This is a genomic window from Corallococcus terminator (genome assembly GCF_003611635.1).
Taxonomy (GTDB): Bacteria; Myxococcota; Myxococcia; order Myxococcales; family Myxococcaceae; genus Corallococcus; species Corallococcus terminator.
In genome coordinates, this window is record NZ_RAVZ01000072.1 from 1 (window position 1) to 20,443 (window position 20,443).

Here is a 20,443-nt window from a genome sequence, read left to right on the forward strand (position 1 = left end):
GGCTCCTGCCGCACTTCCTCGCGCACAAGGCACAGGCTGTGCCCGTCCAGCAGCAGCAGGAGTTGCCCCACGGAGATGTCGAAGTTGAGCGGCGCGTTGAGGCTGGCCCGAAGGACGCGCGGCACCGAGGCCAGGGGCACATCCGCCATGGCACGGTGCAAGTGGACGATGGAGCGGTGCTGCACCATCACGCCCTTGGGCATGCCCGTGGAGCCGGACGTGTAGAGGACGTAGGCCACGTTCTCCGGCCGCACCTCCACGCGCGGGTTGCCCGGAGACAACGCGTCGATGCGCCGGGCCTCCGTGTCCAGCCGCACCAGGTGACGCACCGCCGGCTGCCACGCTCCAGCCAAAGCCTGGGTGGTGAGGAGCACGGTGGCCCCGCTGTTCTCCAGGATGAAGTCCTTGCGTGCTTCGGGGGCTGACGGGTCCAGCGGCACGTAGGCGCCGCCCGCCTTCAGAATGCCCAGCAGCGCGACAATCGCCTCCGGCGAGCGCTCCAGGCTGAACGCTACCGGCACGTCGGGGCCTACGCCCAACGTGCGCAGGTAGTGGGCCAGTTGGTTGGCGCGCACGTTGAGCTGATGGAAGGACACCGTCGTCTCTCCCATCACCAGGGCCGGAGCCTTGGGCGTGCGCGTCACCTGCTGCTCGAAGCGCGTATGGAAGGGCACGTCGGCCGGGAAGTCGGCCGTCTCGCCGCTCCACTCCTCCAGCACCCACTGGCGCTCATCCGCCGACAGCAGGGGCAGCGTCTCCACGCCAGCGTCCGGCTGCGTGACGGCGCCCTCCAGCAACTGCACCAGGTGCTCCGTCAACCTCCGGGCCGTGGCCGCCTCGAAGAGGTCCGTGCTGTAGAAGAGCGCCCCCTCGAAGCCCCCCGCCGTGCGGCCCAGGCTCAAGTCCAAGTCAAACTTCGTCGCGTTCGCCTCCACCTTCACCGGCCGCAGCGTGAGCTCCGGCAGGCGCGCGTCCGAATCCGGCGTGTTCTGGAGCACGAACTGGGCCTGGACGAGCGGCGTGCGCGACAAGTCTCGCGCGGGCTGGAGGGCTTCCACCAGCCGCTCGAACGGGATGTCCTGGTGCTCGTACGCGCCCAGCGTGTTGGCGCGCACCTGCGCCAGCACCTGACGGAACGAAGGCCGAGCGTCGAAGCGGGCGCGCAGCACCAACGTGTTGACGAAGAAGCCGATGAGGCCCTCCGTCTCCGCGTGACGCCGGCCCGCGATGGACGTGCCCACCAGGAGGTCGTCCTGACCGGAGCAGCGGTACAGCAGCGTCTGGAAGGCCGACAGCAGCACCATGAAGGGTGTGGCACCCTCGCGCTGGGCCAGCGCTTCCACCGCCTCGCTCAGGGCCGGGGGGATGCTCACCGGGAGCATGGCACCCCGGGCGGAGCGCTGCGGCGGACGGGGCTTGTCGGTGGGCAAGGTCAACGCTTGAGGTGCACCGGCCAGTTGCTGCTTCCACCAGCCAAGCTGCGCCTCCAGCGCATCACCCTGGAGCCAGCCGCGTTGCCAGACAGCGTAGTCCGCGTACTGCACCGGCAGCGGAGGCAGCGGAGACGGCAGCCCCTGACGGAAGGCCTCATAGAGGGCGACGACTTCCCGCACCAGCACGCCGATGGACCAACCGTCGCCAATGCTGTGGTGGAGGCACAGGAGCAGCACGTGCTCGGCCGCGTCGAGCTTCAGCAGGGTGAGCCGCACCAGCGGTCCCGCGGCCAAATCGAAGGGACGCAGGGCGTCCTCGGTCGCGAGTCGGAGCACTTCGGCCTCGCGCGCGCCCTGGGGCAGCGGGGTGAGGTCCACCACGAACAGGCTTTGCGCCGGGGCGGGGTGGATGCGCTGAAGGGGCTCACCGTCGTGGGACTCGAACGAGGTGCGCAGGGATTCGTGCCGTTGGACCAGCGCATCGAAGGCCCGCTGGAGGTGCGGCACGTCCACCGTGCCTGACAGGCGCAGCGCGGTGGGCATGTTGTACAGCGGGCTGCCCGGGTCCAACTGATCGATGAACCACAACCGCTGCTGAGCGAAGGACAGCGGATGCGGTCCGGGCGTCGTGGCCGGGACGAGCGGCGGCAGCACGGTGGCCGTCGGAGCGTCCGGCAGTCGCAGCGCGAGCGCCGCCACGGTGGGCGATTCGAACAGCGCGCGGACGGGCAGTTCCACACCGAAGCGGGCACGCACCCGGGCCACCACCTGCGTGGCCAGCAGCGAGTGTCCGCCCAGTTCGAAGAAGTTGTCGTGACGGCCCACCGCGGGCACGCGCAGCAACTCACTCCACAGCGAAGCCAGGGCCACCTCGGCAGCAGTTCCGGGCGCGTCCGTGATGCGGGGGACCAGCCGCGATGCTTCCGGCGCGGGCAGGGCCTTGCGGTCCACCTTGCCGTTGGGCGTCAGCGGCAGGGCGGGCAGGGCCATGACGGCAGCCGGGACCATGTACTCAGGCAGGTGCTTGCGCAGGTGTTCGCGCAGGGGAGAGGTGTCCACCTCCGGCACGACCCAGGCCACGAGGCGCGCATCGCCGGGCACGTCCTCGCGCACCGCCGCCACCGCGTCCCGAATGCCCGGGTGCGAGCGCAGGGTGGCTTCGACTTCGCCCAACTCAATGCGGTAGCCGCGCAGCTTCACCTGGAAGTCCAGGCGGCCCAGGAGGTCCAGCGTCCCGTCCTCGCGCCAGCGCGCCTTGTCGCCCGTGCGGTACAGGCGTGCTCCAGGCTGCGTGCTGAACGGATCCGGAACGAAGCGCTCCGCCGTCAGGTCCGGGCGGCCCAGGTAGCCGCGCGTGACGCCCGCGCCGGAGAAGCACAGCTCCCCGGGCAGGCCGAAGGGCACCAGTCGCTGGTGCTCATCGAGGACGTAGGCGCGCAGGTTGTCCAGCGGCCGGCCAATGACGGGCCGGGGCAGGGCGGTGCCCTGGATGTCGAACGTCGTGACGGCGACGGTGGCCTCCGTGGGGCCGTAGCCGTTGAAGGCGCGCGTGCGGTCCGTCGTGGCAAGCCGACGCCACGTCACCTCGTCCAGGGCTTCACCGCCCAGCATGAGCTGTGACGGCACCCAGGCGCGCTCCAGCATCCCCGCGTCCAGCAGCAGCTTGAGCTGCGCGGGCGTCCCTACCAGCACGTCGATGCGGTGCTGCTCCAGCCACGTGAGCATCCGCCCCGGCTCCAGGCGCGTCTGCTCGGGGATGACGCACAGGCAGTGGCCATCGAGCAGCTTGATGAACGACTCCATGACGGCGTCGAAGTACAGCGGCGCGTTCAAGCTGACGCGCAGTCGGCGCGGCGACGTGTAGACGTTGCGCACCATCGTGTGGTGCAGGTGGACGACGGAGCGGTGCTGCACCATCACGCCCTTGGGCATGCCCGTGGAGCCCGACGTGTAGATGACGTACGCCAGGTTGTCCGGGCCCGCCGAGGGAGGCAGGGGCGCCTCGGAGAGGGTCGCCAGGTGCGCCGCTTCGGCATCCAGCGTCACCACGTGGGCGACATCGGGCCGCCACGCTTCGGTCAGGGCCCGGGTGGTCAGCAGCACCGAAGCGCGACTGTTCTCCAGGATGAAGGCCTTGCGCGCGTCGGGGGCCGACGGGTCGAGCGGCACGAACGCGCCGCCCGCCTTGAGCACCGCGAGGAACGCGACGAGGGCGTCCGCGGAGCGCTCCAGGGCCAGGGCCACCGTGACTTCCGGCCCCACGCCCAGCGAGCGCAGGTGCCGGGCGAGCTGATTGGCCCGGGCGTCGAACTGACGGAAGGACAGCGTCGTCTCCTCGAACACCACGGCGTCCGCGTCCGGCGTGCGGGCCGCCTGCGCTTCGATGAGGCCGTGCACCGTGGTCCCCAGCTCGAAGTCCACGACGTCGCCGTGTCCGAGCGCAACGAGCCGTGCCTGAGCCTCGGGTGAGTCGAGGACCAGGTCGGCCAGCGGGGCATCGGGCCGCGCGACCACGGACTCCAGCAACACTCGCAGGTGCGTGGCGATCCGCTCGGCGGTGGCGGACTCGAACAGGTCCGTCGCGTATTCGAGCCGGCCCGCGAAGCCGTCCGCATCGCGGCTCAGGTCCAGGCTCAGCTCGAAGAGGGTGGTCTCACGGCGGCCGAAGTTGGCGGGCTGCAAGGAAAGGCCAGGCAGTGCCGCCCCCGACGTCGGAGCGTTCTGGAGCGCGAACAGCGCCTGGAAGAGCGGCGTGCGAGTCAGGTCGCGCGTCGTCTGCAACGACTCCACCAGCCGCTCGAACGGGAGGTACTGGTGTTCATACGCGCCCAACGTCGTGGTGCGCACCTGGGCCAACAGCTCCCGGAACGTCGTCCGGGCACCGAAGCTGCCGCGCAGCACCAGCGTATTGACGAAGAAGCCGATCAGACCCTCCGTCTCCGCGTGGCCACGGTTCGCGATGGGAGAACCCACCAGTACGTCGTCCTGGCCGGAGTAGCGGTGCAGCACCGTCTGGAACGCCGCCAGCAACACCATGAAGGGCGTCGCACCTTGCTTCTGTGCCAGGGCCTCCACCTGTTCAGAGAGGACGCGCGGCAGTCGAACGGCCACCGCGTCGCCCCGTTGGGAGGCGACGGCCGGACGAGGCTTGTCGGTGGGCAGATCCAGCACGTGCGACGCACCCGCGAGCTGCTGCTTCCACCAGTCGAGCTGAGCCTTCAGCACGTCCCCCTGGAGCCAGCCGCGCTGCCACACCGCGTAGTCCGCGTACTGCACCGGCAGCTCCGGCAGGGCAGGGGTCCGGTCGTGGAGGAAGGCCTCGTAGAAGGCGGTGACTTCGCGCACCAACACGCCCAGCGACCAGCCGTCGGACACGATGTGGTGCAGGTGCAACACCAGCACGTGCTCCTGGGCGCCCAGCTTCATGAGCAGGGCGCGAATCACGGGGCCCTGCTCCAGGTCGAACGGACGGCGGGATTCCGCGAGGCCGCGCCGCTTTGCTTCAGCCTGCCGTTCCGCATCGTCCTCGATGCCCGTGAGGTCCACGGACTCGAAGGGCACGGTGGCCTCGGCGTGGATGTGCTGCACGGGCTGGCCTGCTTCCACGCGGAACGTGGTGCGCAGCGCTTCGTGTCGCGCCATCAGCGCGTCCAGGCTCTTGCGCAACGCGCCTTCATCCAGCGCACCAGTGAGGCGCAACGGCAGCGGCATGTTGTAGAGGCCGGTGCCCGGCTCCAGTTGGTCGATGAACCACAACCGCTGCTGCGCGAACGACAACGGCGGCGCGGTGGTGCGCTCGGTGCGGACCAACGGGGGCGCCTGCGTGCGGCTGGCGCTACCCAGCTTCTCGGCAAGAGTGGCCACGGTGGGAGCGCTGAAGAGGTCTCCCAGCGGCAACTCCACGCCCAGCGTCGAGCGGATGCGCGACACCACCTGCGTGGCCAGCAGCGAGTGGCCACCCAGTTCGAAGAAGTCGTCGTGGATGCCGACGGCTTCCAGGTGCAGCACCTCCGCCCAGATGGCGGCGAGCGCCGTCTCCATCGCGTTGCGCGGCCCGGCCACCGTCGCATCGGAGACGCGCGGCGCCTCCGGGGCGGGCAGGGCCTTGCGGTCCACCTTGCCGTTGGCCGACAGCGGAAGGGCCGACAGCGTGACGAATGCGGACGGCACCATGTAGTCGGGCAGCAGCTTCTGGGCGAACGCCTTGAGCTGCGCCACATCGCCCACGTCAGCAGCGACCACGATGTACGCGACGAGTCGCTTGTCTCCGGGCACGTCCTCTCGCACCAGGACCACCGCCTCGCGCACCTGCGACGACTGGCGCAGCACGGCTTCGACTTCACCGGTCTCAATGCGGAAGCCGCGGATCTTCACCTGGAAGTCGGTGCGGCCCAGGAACTCCAACGTCCCGTCCACCTGCCAGCGCACGCGGTCGCCCGTGCTGTAGAGGCGGGCGCCGGGCTCGGTGGCGAAGGGGTGGGGGATGAAGCGTTCCGCTGTCAGGTCGGGGCGCTGGAGGTAGCCCCAGGCCAGGCCCTCACCACCAACGTACAGAGCACCCGGGACGCCCACCGGCACGGGCTGCAAGGCCGCATCCAGCACCCACGTGGTGGACTGCGCCAGCGGACGACCGATGGGCACCGACCGGCCGACGCTGTCGCCAGAGCGCAACGTGTGCGTGGCGGAGAACGTGGTGTTCTCGGTGGGGCCGTAGCCGTTGACGAGCACGGAGCCCGAAGGCATCCGCGCCAGGTGCTCCCGCACGCGCTCGACGGGCAGCACATCGCCACCCGCCAGCACCTGCCGCACGCCCGCCAGCGCTTCGCCCTGATGGATGACCATCTGCTCGAAGAGCGCGGCCGTCAGCCACAGCGTGGTGATGCCCTCACGGGTGAGTAGCGCTCCCGTCTCTTCCAGCGAGAGTGCCTTCGCCGGCGCCAGCACCAGCTTCGCGCCGTTGAGCAGCGCTCCCCACACTTCCAGCGTCGACGCGTCGAACGCCACCGGGGCCAGTTGCAGGAAGACCTCCTCCGGCCCGAAGTGGATGAAGTCGTTGCCGCGCACCAGCCGCACGATGCCGCGCTGGGGCACGCTGACGCCCTTGGGCCGTCCCGTGCTTCCCGACGTGAACATCACGTACGCCAGTGCTTCGGCCGGCACCGTCACATCCAGCGCCGTCTCCGGCTGCTTCGCGAGCACCGCCGCATCCGCATCCAGGAGGACCTGGAGGTCCACCACCGCTGGCAGTTCATCCGCCAGCGACTCCTGCGTCACCAGCACGCTGACGCCCGCTTCCTGGAGCATCCAGGTGATGCGGTCGGCCGGGTACTTCGCCTCCACCGGTACGTACGCAGCACCCGTCTTGAGGATGCCCAGCAGGCCCACGATGAGCTCGAACGAGCGCTCCAGGCACAGGCCCACGCGGTCCCCGGGCCTCACGCCCTGGCGACGCAGGTGGTGCGCCAGTTGGTTGGAGGCGCGGTCCAGCGCCGCGTACGTCAGCGTCTTCTCTCCGGACTTCAGCGCGGGCGCATTCGGGGTCCGCGCAGCCTGGGCCGTGAAGAGCCCCGCCACGGAGGCGTCACGCGGATAGTCGCGGGAGGTGCGGTTCCATTCGACGAGGACCTGTCGGCGCTCCTCGGGGGTGAGCAGCGGGAGCCGGGCCACGGGGACATCGGGTGAAGCCAGGACGACGCCCAGCAGGACTTGGAAGCGGTGGGCCAGGCCGGCCATCGTCTCGGGTGAGAACAGGGCGGTGTTGTAGAGCAGCGTTCCGCCGAAGCCGTCGGGGCCGCGGCGCAGCAGCACCTGGAGATCGAAGAGGCTGAACCGCAGCTCGCTGCCCATCGGCCGGAACGTCAACTCCGGTAGCACCAGCTCCGGCATCGGCGCGTTCTGGAGCGTGAATGTCACCTGGAAGAACGGCGTGCGGCTCAGGTCACGCTCGGGCTTCAGGACCTCCACCAGCTTCTCGAACGGGAGATCCTGGTGCTCGTAGGCGCCCAGCGTGGTGGTGCGTACCTGCGCGAGCAGCTCGCGGAAGCTCAGCGTGTCCTTGACCTGCGTGCGCACGACCACCGTGTTGGCGAAGTAGCCGATGAGGTCCTCGGCCTCGGCGTGACGGCGGCCCGCGATGGGTGAGCCGATGAGCACGTCCTCCTGACCTGAATACCGGTGCAGCAGCAGCTTGAAGGCCGCCAGCAGCAACATGTACGGCGTCGCGGACTCGCGCTTCGCCATCGCCTCCACCGCTTCGCTCAGCGCGAGCGGCAGGAGCAAAGCCTGGTCCGCGCCCTGGAAGGACTGTCGCGCCGGACGCGGATGGTCCGTGGGCAGGTCCAGATACGGCGCGGCGCCGTCGAGCTGATCGCGCCAGTAGCCAAGCTGCTTCTCCAGCACCTCTCCCTGGAGCCAGCCCCGCTGCCAGAGCGAATGGTCGGCGTATTGCACCGCCAGCTCCGGCAGGGGCGAGGGCAGGCCCTGGGCGAAGGCTGCGTAGAGCGCGCCCATCTCCCGCACCAGGACACCCGTGGACCAACCGTCGGAGATGATGTGGTGCTGCGTCAGCACCAGCCCGTGCTCCGTCGGTCCCAGCTTCAACACGAGCACCCGGACCAGCGGGCCTTGCTCCAGGTCGAACGGAGTCCGAGCCTCCTCGAGTGCGATCCGATGGGTCTCGGCTTCACGCGCATCGTGCGCTTCGATGGACGTGAGATCCACGAGACGCACGGGCATCGGGAAGGGCGGGTGGATGACCTGCGACGGTGTCCCTTCGTGCGGGCGGAAGCTGGTGCGCAGCACTTCGTGCCGGCGCACCAGCTCATCGAACGCGTGCTGGAGCACATTCATGTCCAGCGTGCCTTCGAGCTTCAGCGACACCGGGATGCTGTACGCGGTGCCCGCCGTACCGAGCTGTTCGATGAACCACAACCGCTGCTGGGCGAACGAGAGGGGAATCACCTCCGGACGCTCCGCCCGGACCAGCGGAGGCAGGGACGCTCCCGTGCCATCCGGGCCCTGGAACGAATCAATCAGCGCGGCCAGCGCGGCCACGGTGGGCCGTTCGAAGAACGCGCGCAGGGGCAGCTCCACCTTGAACTGGGCACGCACGCGGGAGACCAACTGCGTGGCCAGCAGCGAGTGGCCACCCAGCTCGAAGAAGTTGTCGTGCCGTCCCACGGTGGGGATGCGCAGCACCTCACTCCACAGCGCGGCCAGTGCCACCTCGGTCGGCGTCTCCGGCGCCACGTAGGTGCTCACGCCAACCTGCGAGGCTTCCGGCGCGGGCAGGGCCTTGCGGTCCACCTTGCCATTGGGCGTCAGCGGCAGGGCGGGCAGGGCCATGAACGCGGCCGGGACCATGTACTCGGGCAGGTGCTTGCGCAGGTGTTCGCGCAAGGGCGCGGTGTCCACCTCCGGCGCGACCCAGGCCACGAGGCGCGCATCGCCAATCACGTCCTCGCGCACCAGCGCCACTGCGTCCCGGATGCCCGGGTGCGAGCGCAGGGTGGCTTCGATTTCGCCCAGCTCGATGCGGTAGCCACGGACCTTCACCTGGAAGTCCAGGCGGCCCATGAAGTCGAGCGTGCCGTCCTCGCGCCACCGGGCCTTGTCGCCCGTGCGGTACAGGCGCGCTCCGGGCTCCGTGCTGAACGGATCTGGAACGAAGCGCTCCGCCGTCAGGTCCGGGCGGCCCAGGTAGCCGCGCGTGATGCCCGCGCCGGAGAAGCACAGCTCACCCGGCAGGCCGAAGGGCACCAGGCGCTGGTGCTCGTCGAGCACGTAGGCGCGCAGGTTGTCCAGCGGCCGACCGATGACGGCCCGGGGCAGGGCGGTGCCCTGGATGTCGAACGTCGTGACGCAGACGGTGGCCTCGGTGGGGCCGTAGCCGTTGATGGCGCGTGTCCGGGTCGTCCCCGCCAGGAGGCGCCAGAGCGCTTCGTCAATGGACTCGCCGCCCAACAAGAACTGGGACGGCACCCAGGCGCGTTCCAGCAAGCCCGCTTCCAACAGGAGCTTGAGCTGCGACGGGGTGCTGGTCTGCACATCGATGTGCCGTGCTTCCATCCACGTGAGCATCCGCTCCGGATCGCGCCGCGTGTCCTCGGGGATGATGCAGAGGCAGTGGCCGTCGAGCAGCTTGATGAACGCCTCGATGACCGCGTCGAAGTACAGCGCCGAGTTCAGGCTGACGCGCATCGGAGGCTGCTGCGGGTAGATGTTGCGGGCCAGGGTGTGGTGCAGGTGGACGACGGAGCGGTGCTGCACCATCACGCCCTTGGGCGTGCCCGTGGAGCCAGACGTGTAGATGACGTACGCCAGGTTGTCCGGGCCCGCCGAGGGAGGCAGAGACTCCTCGGAGAGCGCCGCCAGGTGCGCCGCTTCGACATCCAGCTTCACCACGTGGTCGACATCGGGCTGCCACGCGTCGGCCAGGGCCCGGGTGGTGAGCAGCACGGAGGCTCCGCAGTCGCGCAGGAGGAAGTCCTTGCGCGCTTCGGGAGCCGCCGGGTCGAGCGGCACGAACGCGCCGCCCGCCTTGAGCACCGCGAGGAACGCGATGATGGCGTCCGCGGAGCGCTCCAGGGCCAGGGCCACCGTGACTTCCGGCCCCACGCCCAACGAGCGCAGATGCCGGGCGAGCTGATTCGCCCGGGCGTCGAACTGACGGTAGGACAGCGTCGTCCCTTCGAACTCCAGGGCCGCCGCCTCCGGCGTACGGGCTGCCTGCGCTTCGATGCGCCCGTGCAGCGTGGACTCCACGTTGAAGTCCACGACGTCCCCGCGCCCGATGCTCAGGAGCCGGGCGTGCTCTTCCGCCGAGCCGAGGGACACGTCGGCCAACGGCACATCGGGCCGCACGAGCACGGTCTCCAGCAGCACGCGCAGGTGCGTGGCGAGCCGCTCGATGGTCGCGGGCTCGAACAGGTCCGTCGCGTATTCGAGCATGCCCACGAAGCCGTCCGCGTCCCGATTCAGGTTCAGGATCAGTTCGAACAGGGACAGCTTCCGGCCACCGAAGTGCGCCCCCGTCACGGACAGGCCGGGCAGCGCCAGCTCCGGGACGGGCGCATTCTGGAGCGCGAACATCACCTGGAAGAGCGGCGTGCGGGACAGATCGCGCGTGGTCTGCAGCGACTCCACCAGCCGTTCGAACGGGAGGTCCTGGTGTTCGTACGCGCCCAGCGTCGTGGTGCGCACCTGGGCCAACAGCTCCCGGAACGTCGTCCGGGCGCCGAAGCTGCCGCGCAGCACCAGCGTGTTGACGAAGAAGCCAATCAGACCCTCCGTCTCCGCGCGGCTCCGGTTCGCGATGGGAGAACCCACCAGCACGTCGTCCTGACCGGAGTAGCGGTGCAGCACGGACTGGAACGCCGCCAGCAGCACCATGAAGGGCGTCGCGCCTTCACGCTGAGCCAGGGCCTCCACCTGTTCGGACAGCGCGCGCGGCAGGCGCACGGACATCGTGGCGCCGCGCTGTGAGACAACAGCCGGACGCGGCTTGTCGGTGGGCAGGTCCAGCACGTGCGACGCACCCGCGAGCTGCTGCTTCCACCAGTCGAGCTGCGCCTCCAGTACATCCCCCTGGAGCCAGCCGCGCTGCCACACCGCGTAGTCCGCGTACTGCACCGGCAGTTCCGGCAGGGCCGGCGTCTGGCCGTGACGGAAGGCCTCGTAGAGCGCCGTCATCTCACGCACGATCACGCCCAACGACCAGCCGTCGGACACGATGTGGTGCACGTGCAGCACCAGCACGTGCTCCTGGGCGCCCAGCTTCATGAGCAGGGCGCGAATCACCGGGCCTTGCTCCAGGTTGAACGGACGGCGGGATTCCGCGAAGCCGCGCCGCGTTGCTTCAGCCTGCCGTTCCGCGTCGTCCTCGATGCCCGTGAGGTCCACGGACTCGAAGGGAACGGTGGCCTCCGCGTGGATGTGCTGCACGGGCTGGCCTGCTTCCACGCGGAACGTGGTGCGCAGCGCTTCGTGTCGCGCCATCAGCGCGTCCAGGCTCTTGCGCAGCGCGCCTTCATCCAGCGCGCCGCTCAGCCTCAACGGCAGCGGCATGTTGTACAGGCCGGTGCCCGGCTCCAACTGGTCGATGAACCACAACCGCTGCTGCGCGAACGACAACGGCGGCGCGGTGGTGCGCTCGGTGCGAACCAGCGGGGGCGACTGCGTCCGACGGGCACTGCCCAGCTTCTCGGCCAGGGTGGCCACGGTGGGAGCGCTGAAGAGGTCTCCCAGCGGCAGCTCCACACCCAGGGTGGAGCGGATGCGCGACACCACCTGCGTGGCCAGCAACGAGTGGCCACCCAGCTCGAAGAAGTCGTCGTGGATGCCGACGGCTTCCAGGTGCAGCACCTCCGCCCAGATGGCGACGAGCGCCGTCTCCATCGCGTTGCGCGGCGCGGCCACCTCCGCATCGGAGACCTTCGGCGCCTCCGGGACGGGCAGGGCCTTGCGGTCCACCTTGCCATTGGCGTTGAGCGGCAGGGCGGACAGCTCCACCCAGGCCGTGGGGACCATGTATTCGGGCAACTGCTTCTGGATGAGCGCCTTCAGGGCGACGGGATCGAAGCCCTCTTCCGTCGACACGACGTAGGCCACGAGTCGCTTGTCACCGGGCACATCCTCACGCGCCAGGACCACCGCCTCGCGCACCAGGGATGATTTGCGCAGCACGGCTTCGACTTCGCCCGGCTCGATGCGGAAGCCGCGGATCTTCACCTGGAAGTCGGTGCGGCCCAGGAACTCCAACGTCCCGTCCGCCTGCCAGCGTACCCGGTCGCCCGTGCTGTACAGCCGCGCTCCCGGCTCCGTCGCGAAGGGGTGGGGGATGAAGCGCTCGGCGCTCAGGTCCGGACGGTTCAGGTAGCCCCACGCGAGGCCATCGCCTCCGACGTACAGCGCACCCGGCACACCCACCGGCACGGGCTGCAAGGCCGCATCCAGTACCCACGTGGTGGACTGCGCCAGCGGACGACCGATGGGCACGGACAGGCCCACGCTGTCACCGGCGCCCAGTGCATACGTGGCGGAGAACGTCGTGTTCTCCGTGGGGCCGTAGCCGTTGACGAGCACGGAGCCCGAAGGCATCCGCGCCAGGTGCTCGCGCACGCGCTCCACGGGCAGCACGTCGCCACCCGCCAGCACCTGCCGCACGCTCGCCAGCGCTTCGCCCTGATGGATGACCATCTGCTCGAAGAGCGCGGCCGTCAGCCACAGCGTGGTGATGCCTTCGGTGGCGAGCAGTGCCCCCGTCTCCTCGAACGACAGCGCCTTCGCAGGGGCCAGCACCAGCTTCGCGCCGTTGAGCAGCGCTCCCCACACTTCCAGCGTCGACGCGTCGAACGCCACGGGCGCCAACTGGAGGAAGACCTCCTCCGGCCCGAAGTGGATGAAGTCGTTGCCGCGCACCAGCCGCACGATGCCGCGCTGGGGCACGCTGACGCCCTTCGGACGCCCCGTGCTTCCCGACGTGAACATCACGTACGCCAGCGCTTCGGCCGGCACTTCCAGCCCCAGCGCCGTCTCCGGCTGCTTCGCAATGACCGCCGCATCCGCATCCATGAGGACCTGGAGGTCCACCACCGCCGGCAGTTCATCCGCCAGCGACTCCTGCGTCACCAGCACGCTGACGCCCGCTTCCTGGAGCATCCAGGTGATGCGGTCGGCCGGGTACTTCGCCTCCACCGGCACGTACGCCGCTCCGGCCTTGAGGATGCCGAGCATGCCGACGATGAGCTCGAACGAGCGCTCCAGGCATAGGCCCACCCGGTCTCCGGGCCTCACGCCCAACCGGCGCAGGTGGTGCGCCAACTGGTTGGAGGCACGGTCCAGCGCCGCGTACGTCAGCGTCTTCTCCCCGGACTTCAGCGCGAGCGCATTCGGAGTCCGCGCGGCCTGGGCCGTGAAGAGCCCCGCCACGGACGCGTCACGCGGGTAGTCACGTGACGTGTGGTTCCACTCGACGAGGACCTGTCGGCGCTCCTCGGGGGTGAGCAGGGGCAGCTCGGACAGCCGCGTGTCCGGTGCTCGGACGGCGGCCTCCAGCAGCAACCGCAGGCGCTGGACCAAGCCAGCCGCTGTCTCGGGAACGAACAGGCTCGTGTTGTAGAGCAGCGAGCCCGCGAACCCTTCGGGCCCCCGGATCATCGCGAGCTGGAGGTCGAAGAGGATGCTGCCCGGATCCATGTCCAATCCCCGGAGCGTCAGCTCCGGCAGCACCAGGTCCGGCATCGGCGAGTTCTGGAGCGTGAACGTCACCTGGAAGAACGGCGTGCGGCGCAGGTCGCGCTCGGGCTTCAGGATCTCCACCAGCTTCTCGAACGGGAGGTCCTGATGTTCGTAGGCCCCCAGCGTGGAGGTGCGCACCCGCGCGAGCAGTTCGCGGAAGGTCCGCGTGTCCTCCACCTGCGTGCGGATGACGACGGTGTTGGCGAAGTAGCCGATGAGGGCTTCGGATTCGGCGTGACGGCGGCCCGCGATGGGCGAACCGATGAGCACGTCCTCCTGACCTGAATACCGGTGCAGCAGCAGCTTGAAGGCCGACAGCAGCACCATGTACGGCGTCGCGGACTCCTGCTTCGCCAGGGTCTCCAACGCTTCGCTCAGCTCGCGCGACAACACCACGCGTTCTTTCGCCGCCTGGAAGGACTGCCGCACAGGACGCGGGTGGTCCGTGGGCAGATCCAGGTACGGCGCGGCGGCATCAAGCTGATCGCGCCAGTAGCCAAGCTGCTGCTCCAGCACCTCTCCCTGGAGCCAGCCCCGCTGCCAGATCGAGTGGTCGGCGTACTGCACCGCCAGCTCCGGCAGAGGTGAGGGCAGGCCCGTGGAGAAGGCCGCGTAGAGCGCGCCCATCTCCCGCACCAGGACGCCCGTGGACCAACCGTCGGAGATGATGTGGTGCGTGTTGAGCACCAGCACGTACTCCGTGGGGGCCAGCTTCAACAGGAGCGCGCGGAACAGCGGACCCTGCTCCAGAGCGAACGGAGTCCGAGCCTCCTCGAGTGCGAGTCGATAGGTCTCGGTTTCACGCGCCTCCCTCGGCGCCAGGCCCGTGAGATCCACGTGCCGCAGGGGCATGGGGAAGGGCGGGTGGATGACCTGCGACGGCGCGCCCTCGTCCGAATGGAAGGTGGTGCGCAGGGATTCGTGACGGCGCACCAGCTCATCGAACGCCGCCAGGAGCACGATGGTGTCCAGAGAGCCTTCGAGCTTCAGCGCGATCGGCATGCTGTACGCGGTGCCCGCCGTGCCGAGCTGTTCGATGAACCACAACCGCTGCTGGGCGAACGAGAGGGGTAGCACCTCCGGACGCTCCGCGCGGACCAGCGGAGGCAGGGACGCTCCCGTGCCGTCCGGTCCTTGGAACGAATCAATCAGCGCGGCGAGCGCGGCCACGGTGGGCCGTTCGAAGAATGCGCGCAGGGGCAGTTCCACCCGGAAGTGGACACGCACGCGGGCGACCAACTGCGTGGCCAGCAGCGAGTGTCCGCCCAACTCGAAGAAGTTGTCGTGCCGGCCCACGGTGGGGACGCGCAACACATCACTCCACAGCGCCGCCAGGGCGATCTCCGTCGGCGTCTCCGGCGCCACGTAGGTGTGCGTCGGGAGCTGCGAGGCTTCCGGCGCGGGCAGCGCCTTGCGGTCCACCTTGCCATTGGGTGTCAGCGGCAGGGCGGGCAGGGCGACCAGTGCGGCCGGGACCATGTACTCGGGCAGGTGCTTGCGCAGGTGCTCACGCAGGGCGGAGGTGTCCATCTCCGGCGCGACGTAGGCCACGAGGCGTGAATCACCCGGCACGTCCTCGCGCAGCATCACCACCGCATCCCGGAGGCCCGGGTGCGAGCGCAGCGTGGCTTCGATTTCCCCCAGCTCGATGCGGTAGCCGCGCAGCTTCACCTGGAAGTCCAGGCGGCCCATGAAGTCCAGCGTCCCGTCCTCACGCCACCGGGCCTTGTCGCCCGTGCGGTACAGCCGCGCTCCGGGCTCCGTGCTGAACGGATCCGGAACGAAGCGCTCCGCGGTGAGGTCCGGGCGCCCCAGGTAGCCGCGCGTGACACCCGCTCCGGCGAGGCACAGCTCGCCTTGCATGCCGAAGGGCACCAGATGCTGGTGCTCGTCGAGCACGTAGGCGCGCACGTTGTCCAGCGGCCGACCGATGACGGGCAGCACCTGGGTGGCGTCCTGGATGGACCAGGCCGTGGCGTTGACGGTGGTCTCGGTGGGCCCGTACACGTTGAAGGCGCGCGTGCGCTTCGTCGTGGCCAGCCGACGCCACGTCACCGCATCCAGCGCCTCACCGCCGATGAGAATCAACGCCGGTACGTGCGCCCGCTCCAGCAGCCCCGCGTCCAGCAGCAGCTTGAGCAGCGAGGGCGTGCAGTCCAGCGCGTCGATGCGCTGGGCCTCCAGCCACGTCAGCATCGCCTCCGGGTCCTTGCGCGTGTCACCGGGGACGATGCACAGGCAGTAACCGTTGAGGAGCTGGATGACCTGCTTGATGGAGCCGTCGAAGAAGAGCGGCGCATTCACGCTGACGCGCAGGCCACGCTGCGGCTGCACGTAGACGTCCCGTGACAAGGCCTGGTGCAGGTGGAGCACGGAGCGGTGCTGCACCGCCACGCCCTTGGGCATGCCCGTGGAGCCCGACGTGTAGAGCACGTACGCCAGATTCTCTGGCCCGGCGTCGGATGCTGGTGCTTCCGCGGACAGCTCCATCCAGGGCTTCTGCTCGCCATCCAGGCACACGACGGTGCCCACCTCCGGCGTCCATTCTTCCGCCAGGGCCTGCGTGGTCAGCAGCACCGACGCGCGGCTGTCACCCAGGATGAAGGAGCGGCGAGCGACGGGCGCCGAAGGATCGATCGGCACGAAGGCGCCGCCGGCCTTGAGGACGGCGAGCAACGCGACGATGGATTCGGCCGAACGCTCCAGGCACAGGCCCACCGTCACCTCGGGACCCACGCCCAGCGAGCGCAGGTGCCGGGCGAGTTGGTTGGCTCGGGCGTCGAGCTGCCGGAAGGACAGCGTCGTGCCTTCGAACGCCACGGCGTCCGCGTCCGGCGTGCGGGCCACTTGCGCTTCGATGCGTCCATGCAGCGTGGACTCACGGTCGAAGTCCGCGACGCCGCCGGACAGCGCTCCCAGCAGTCGCTGACGCTCCTCGGGGGCCACGAAGGACAGCTCCGCGAGCGGCGCGTCGGGCTGCTCCAGCGCGGCCTCCAGCAGTACCCTCAGGTGCTGAATGAGGCGTTCGACGGTGGAGCGCTCGAACAGGTCCGTCGCGTAGTTGAGGACCCCGCTGAAGCCGTCCGCCGCACGGTCAAGGCTCAGGCTCAGCTCGAACTGGGAGATACCACGGCCCCCGATGTCGGCGCCCTTCACCGACAAGCCGGGCAGCACCAATTCCGGGACGGGCGCGTTCTGCAATACGAACAGCACCTGGAACAGCGGCGTGCGGGACAGATCGCGCGTCGTCTGAAGCGACTCCACCAGCCGCTCGAACGGGAGATCCTGGTGCTCGTACGCGCCCAGCGTCGTGGTGCGCACCTGCGCGACAAGCTGCCGGAACGACGGCCGAGCGCCGAAGCTGCCGCGCAGCACCAGCGTGTTGACGAAGAAGCCGATCAGGCCCTCCGTCTCCGCACGATGGCGGTTCGCGATGGGCGAACCCACCAGCACGTCGTCCTGCGCGGAGTAGCGGTGCAGCACCGTCTGGAAGGCCGCCAGCAGCACCATGAAGGGCGTGGCGCCTTCACGCCGGGCCAGGGTCTCCACCTGTTCCGCCAGGACGCGCGGCAGGTGCACGGGCACCGCATCGCCGCGCCGGGTGGCGACGGCCGGACGGGGCTTGTCGGTGGGCAGGTCCAGCACATGGGGCGCGCCCGCCAACTGCTGCTTCCACCAACCAAGCTGCGCCTCCAGTGCCTCGCCCTGGAGCCAGTCGCGCTGCCACACCGCGTAGTCCGCGTACTGCACGGGCAGCTCAGGCAGGGCAGGGACCTGACCCTGACGGAAGGCCTCGTAGAGCGCCGTCATCTCGCGCACCAGCACGCCCAATGACCAGCCGTCGGACACGATGTGGTGCAGGTGCAGCACCAGCACGTACTCCTGGGCGTCCAACTTGAGCAACAGGGCACGAATCACCGGCCCCTGCTCCAGGTTGAACGGACGGCGGAACTCCGCACTGCCGCGCCGCTTCGCCTCCGCCTGGCGCTCCGCCGCATCCACGATGTCCGTGAGGTCCACGGACTCGAAGGGCACGGTGGCCTCGGCGTGGATGTGCTGCACGGGCTGGCCCGCTTCCACTCGGAACGTCGTGCGCAGCGACTCATGCCGCGCCATCAGCGCGTCCAGGCTCTTGCGCAACGCGCCTTCATCCACCGAGCCGGTGAACCGCAGCGGCAGTGGCATGTTGTACAGGCTGGTGCCCGGCTCCAACTGGTCGATGAACCACAACCGCTGCTGCGCGAACGACAACGGCGGCGCGGACGTCCGGTCCGCGCGGGTGAGGGCCGGCGTCTTGGAGCGGGCGGCGTGGGCCAGACGCCCGGCCAATCCCGCCACGGTGGGCGCGCGGAAGAGGTCACCCAGCGGCAGCTCCACGCCCAGGGTGGTGCGGATGCGCGACACCACCTGCGTGGCCAGCAGCGAATGGCCGCCCAACTCGAAGAAGTTGTCGTGCCGTCCCACGGTGGGGATGCGCAGCACTTCACTCCACAGCGCGGCCAGGGCGATTTCCGTCGGCGTCTCCGGCGCCGCATAGGTGCTCGCGGCGACCTGCGAGCCTTCCGGTACGGGCAGCGCCTTGCGGTCCACCTTGCCGTTGGGCGTCAGCGGCAGGGCGGGCAGGGCGACCAGTACGGCCGGGACCATGTACTCGGGCAGGTGCTTGCGCAGGTGTTCACGCAGGGGCGCGATCTCCACCTCCGGCGCGACGTAGGCCACGAGCCGCGCATCGCCCGGCACATCCTCACGCACCAGCGCCACCGCGTCGCGGATGCCCGCATGGGTGCGCAACGTGGCTTCGATTTCTCCCAACTCGATTCGGTAGCCGCGCAGCTTCACCTGGAAGTCCAGGCGGCCCATGAAGTCCAGCGTCCCGTCCTCGCGCCAGCGCGCCTTGTCGCCCGTGCGGTACAGCCGCGCTCCGGGCTCCGTGCTGAACGGATTCGGAACGAAGCGCTCCGCCGTCAGGTCCGGGCGCCCCAGGTAGCCACGCGCCAGGCCTTCACCCGCGAGGCACAGCTCGCCCTGCATGCCGAAGGGCACCAGGTGCTGCTGCTCGTCGAGGATGTACGCCCGCACGTTGTCCAGCGGCCGGCCGATGACGGGCAGCACCTGGGTGGCGTCCTGGATGGACCATGCCGTGGCGTTGACCGTGGTCTCGGTCGGTCCGTATACGTTGAAGGCGCGCGTGCGCTTCGTCGTGGAAAGCTTCCGCCACGTCACTTCGTCCAGCGCCTCACCGCCGACGATGAGCAGCGCCGGCACGTGCTCGCGATCCAGCAGCCCCGCGTCCAGCAGCAGCTTGAGCTGCGACGGCGTGCAATCCAGCGAGTCGATGTGCTGGGCTTCCAGCCACGTCAGCATCGCCTCCGGGTCCTTGCGCGTGTCGTCGGGGACGAGGCACAGGCAGTACCCGTCAATGAGCTGGATGAGCTGCTCCATGGACGCGTCGAAGAACAGCGGCGCGTTCACGCTGACGCGCAGGCCACGCTGCGGCTGCACGTAGATGTCCCGCGACATCGCCTGGTGCAGGTGGAGCACGGAGCGGTGCCGCACCGCCACGCCCTTGGGCATGCCGGTGGAGCCCGACGTGTAGAGCACGTAGGCCAGGTTCTCCGGCCCCACGTCGGAAGGCAGTGCCTCGACGGGCAGCGCCTTCCAGGGCTTCTGCTCGCCATCGAGGCACACGACGTTGCCCACCTCCGGCGTCCACGCCTCCGCCAGGGCCTGCGTGGTCAGCAGCACCGACGCGCGGCTGTCGCCCAGGATGAAGGAGCGACGCGCGGCGGGCGCCGTCGGGTCCAGGGGCACGAAGGCGCCGCCGGCCTTGAGGACGGCGAGCAACGCGACGATGGATTCGACCGAGCGCTCCAGGCACAGACCCACCGTCACTTCAGGCCCCACGCCCAACGAGCGCAGGTGCCGGGCGAGCTGGTTGGCTCGGGCATCGAGCTGCCGGAAGGACAACGTCGTCCCCTCGAACTCCACGGCCTCCGCGTTCGGCGTGCGGGCCACCTGCGCTTCGATGCGACCGTGCAACGTGGACTCACGGTCGAAGTCCGCGACGGTGCCACTCAGGTCGCCCAGCAGTCGCTGACGTTCCTCGGGGCCCACGAACGACAGGTCCGCGAGCGGCGCGTCGGGACGCTCCAGCGCGGCCTCCAGCAGCACCCTCAGGTGCTGGATGAGGCGTTCGACGGTGGAACGATCGAACAGGTCCGTTGCGTAGTCGATGCGGCCGACGAAACCCTCCGTCGCACGGCCGAGGTCCAGGCTCAGCTCGAACTGCGACAGGCCACGTGCCCCGATGTCAGCGGCCTTCAATGCCAGACCGGGCAGCACCAGCTCCGTGCGAGGCGCATTCTGGAGCGCGAACATCACCTGGAAGAGCGGCGTGCGGGACAGGTCGCGTGTCGTCTGAAGCGACTCGACCAGCCGCTCGAACGGGAGGTCCTGGTGCTCGTACGCGCCCAGCGTCGTGGTGCGCACCTGCGCGACAAGCTGCCGGAACGAGGGCCGAGCGCCGAAGCTGCCGCGCAGCACCAGCGTGTTGACGAAGAAGCCGATCAGGCCCTCCGTCTCCGCATGATGGCGGTTCGCGATGGGCGAGCCCACCAGCACGTCGTCTTGCGCGGAGTAGCGGTGCAGCACGGACTGGAAGGCCGCCAGCAACACCATGAAGGGCGTCGCGCCCTCCTTCTGCGCCAGGGCCTCTACCTTCTCTGAAAGGATGCGCGGCAGGTGCACCGGAACCGCGTCGCCGCGCCCGGAGA

The 20,443-nt window shown here is 69.6% G+C and carries 1 protein-coding gene (cut by a window edge); it reads right to left on the minus strand.

The annotated features are described in order from the left end of the window. On the minus strand, window positions 1–20,443 hold part of the coding region annotated (locus tag D7V88_RS13195; RefSeq protein WP_147448716.1) for a non-ribosomal peptide synthase/polyketide synthase (this coding region is incomplete at both ends). Its footprint extends 11,627 nt past the window's final position; 20,443 of 32,070 annotated nt are visible.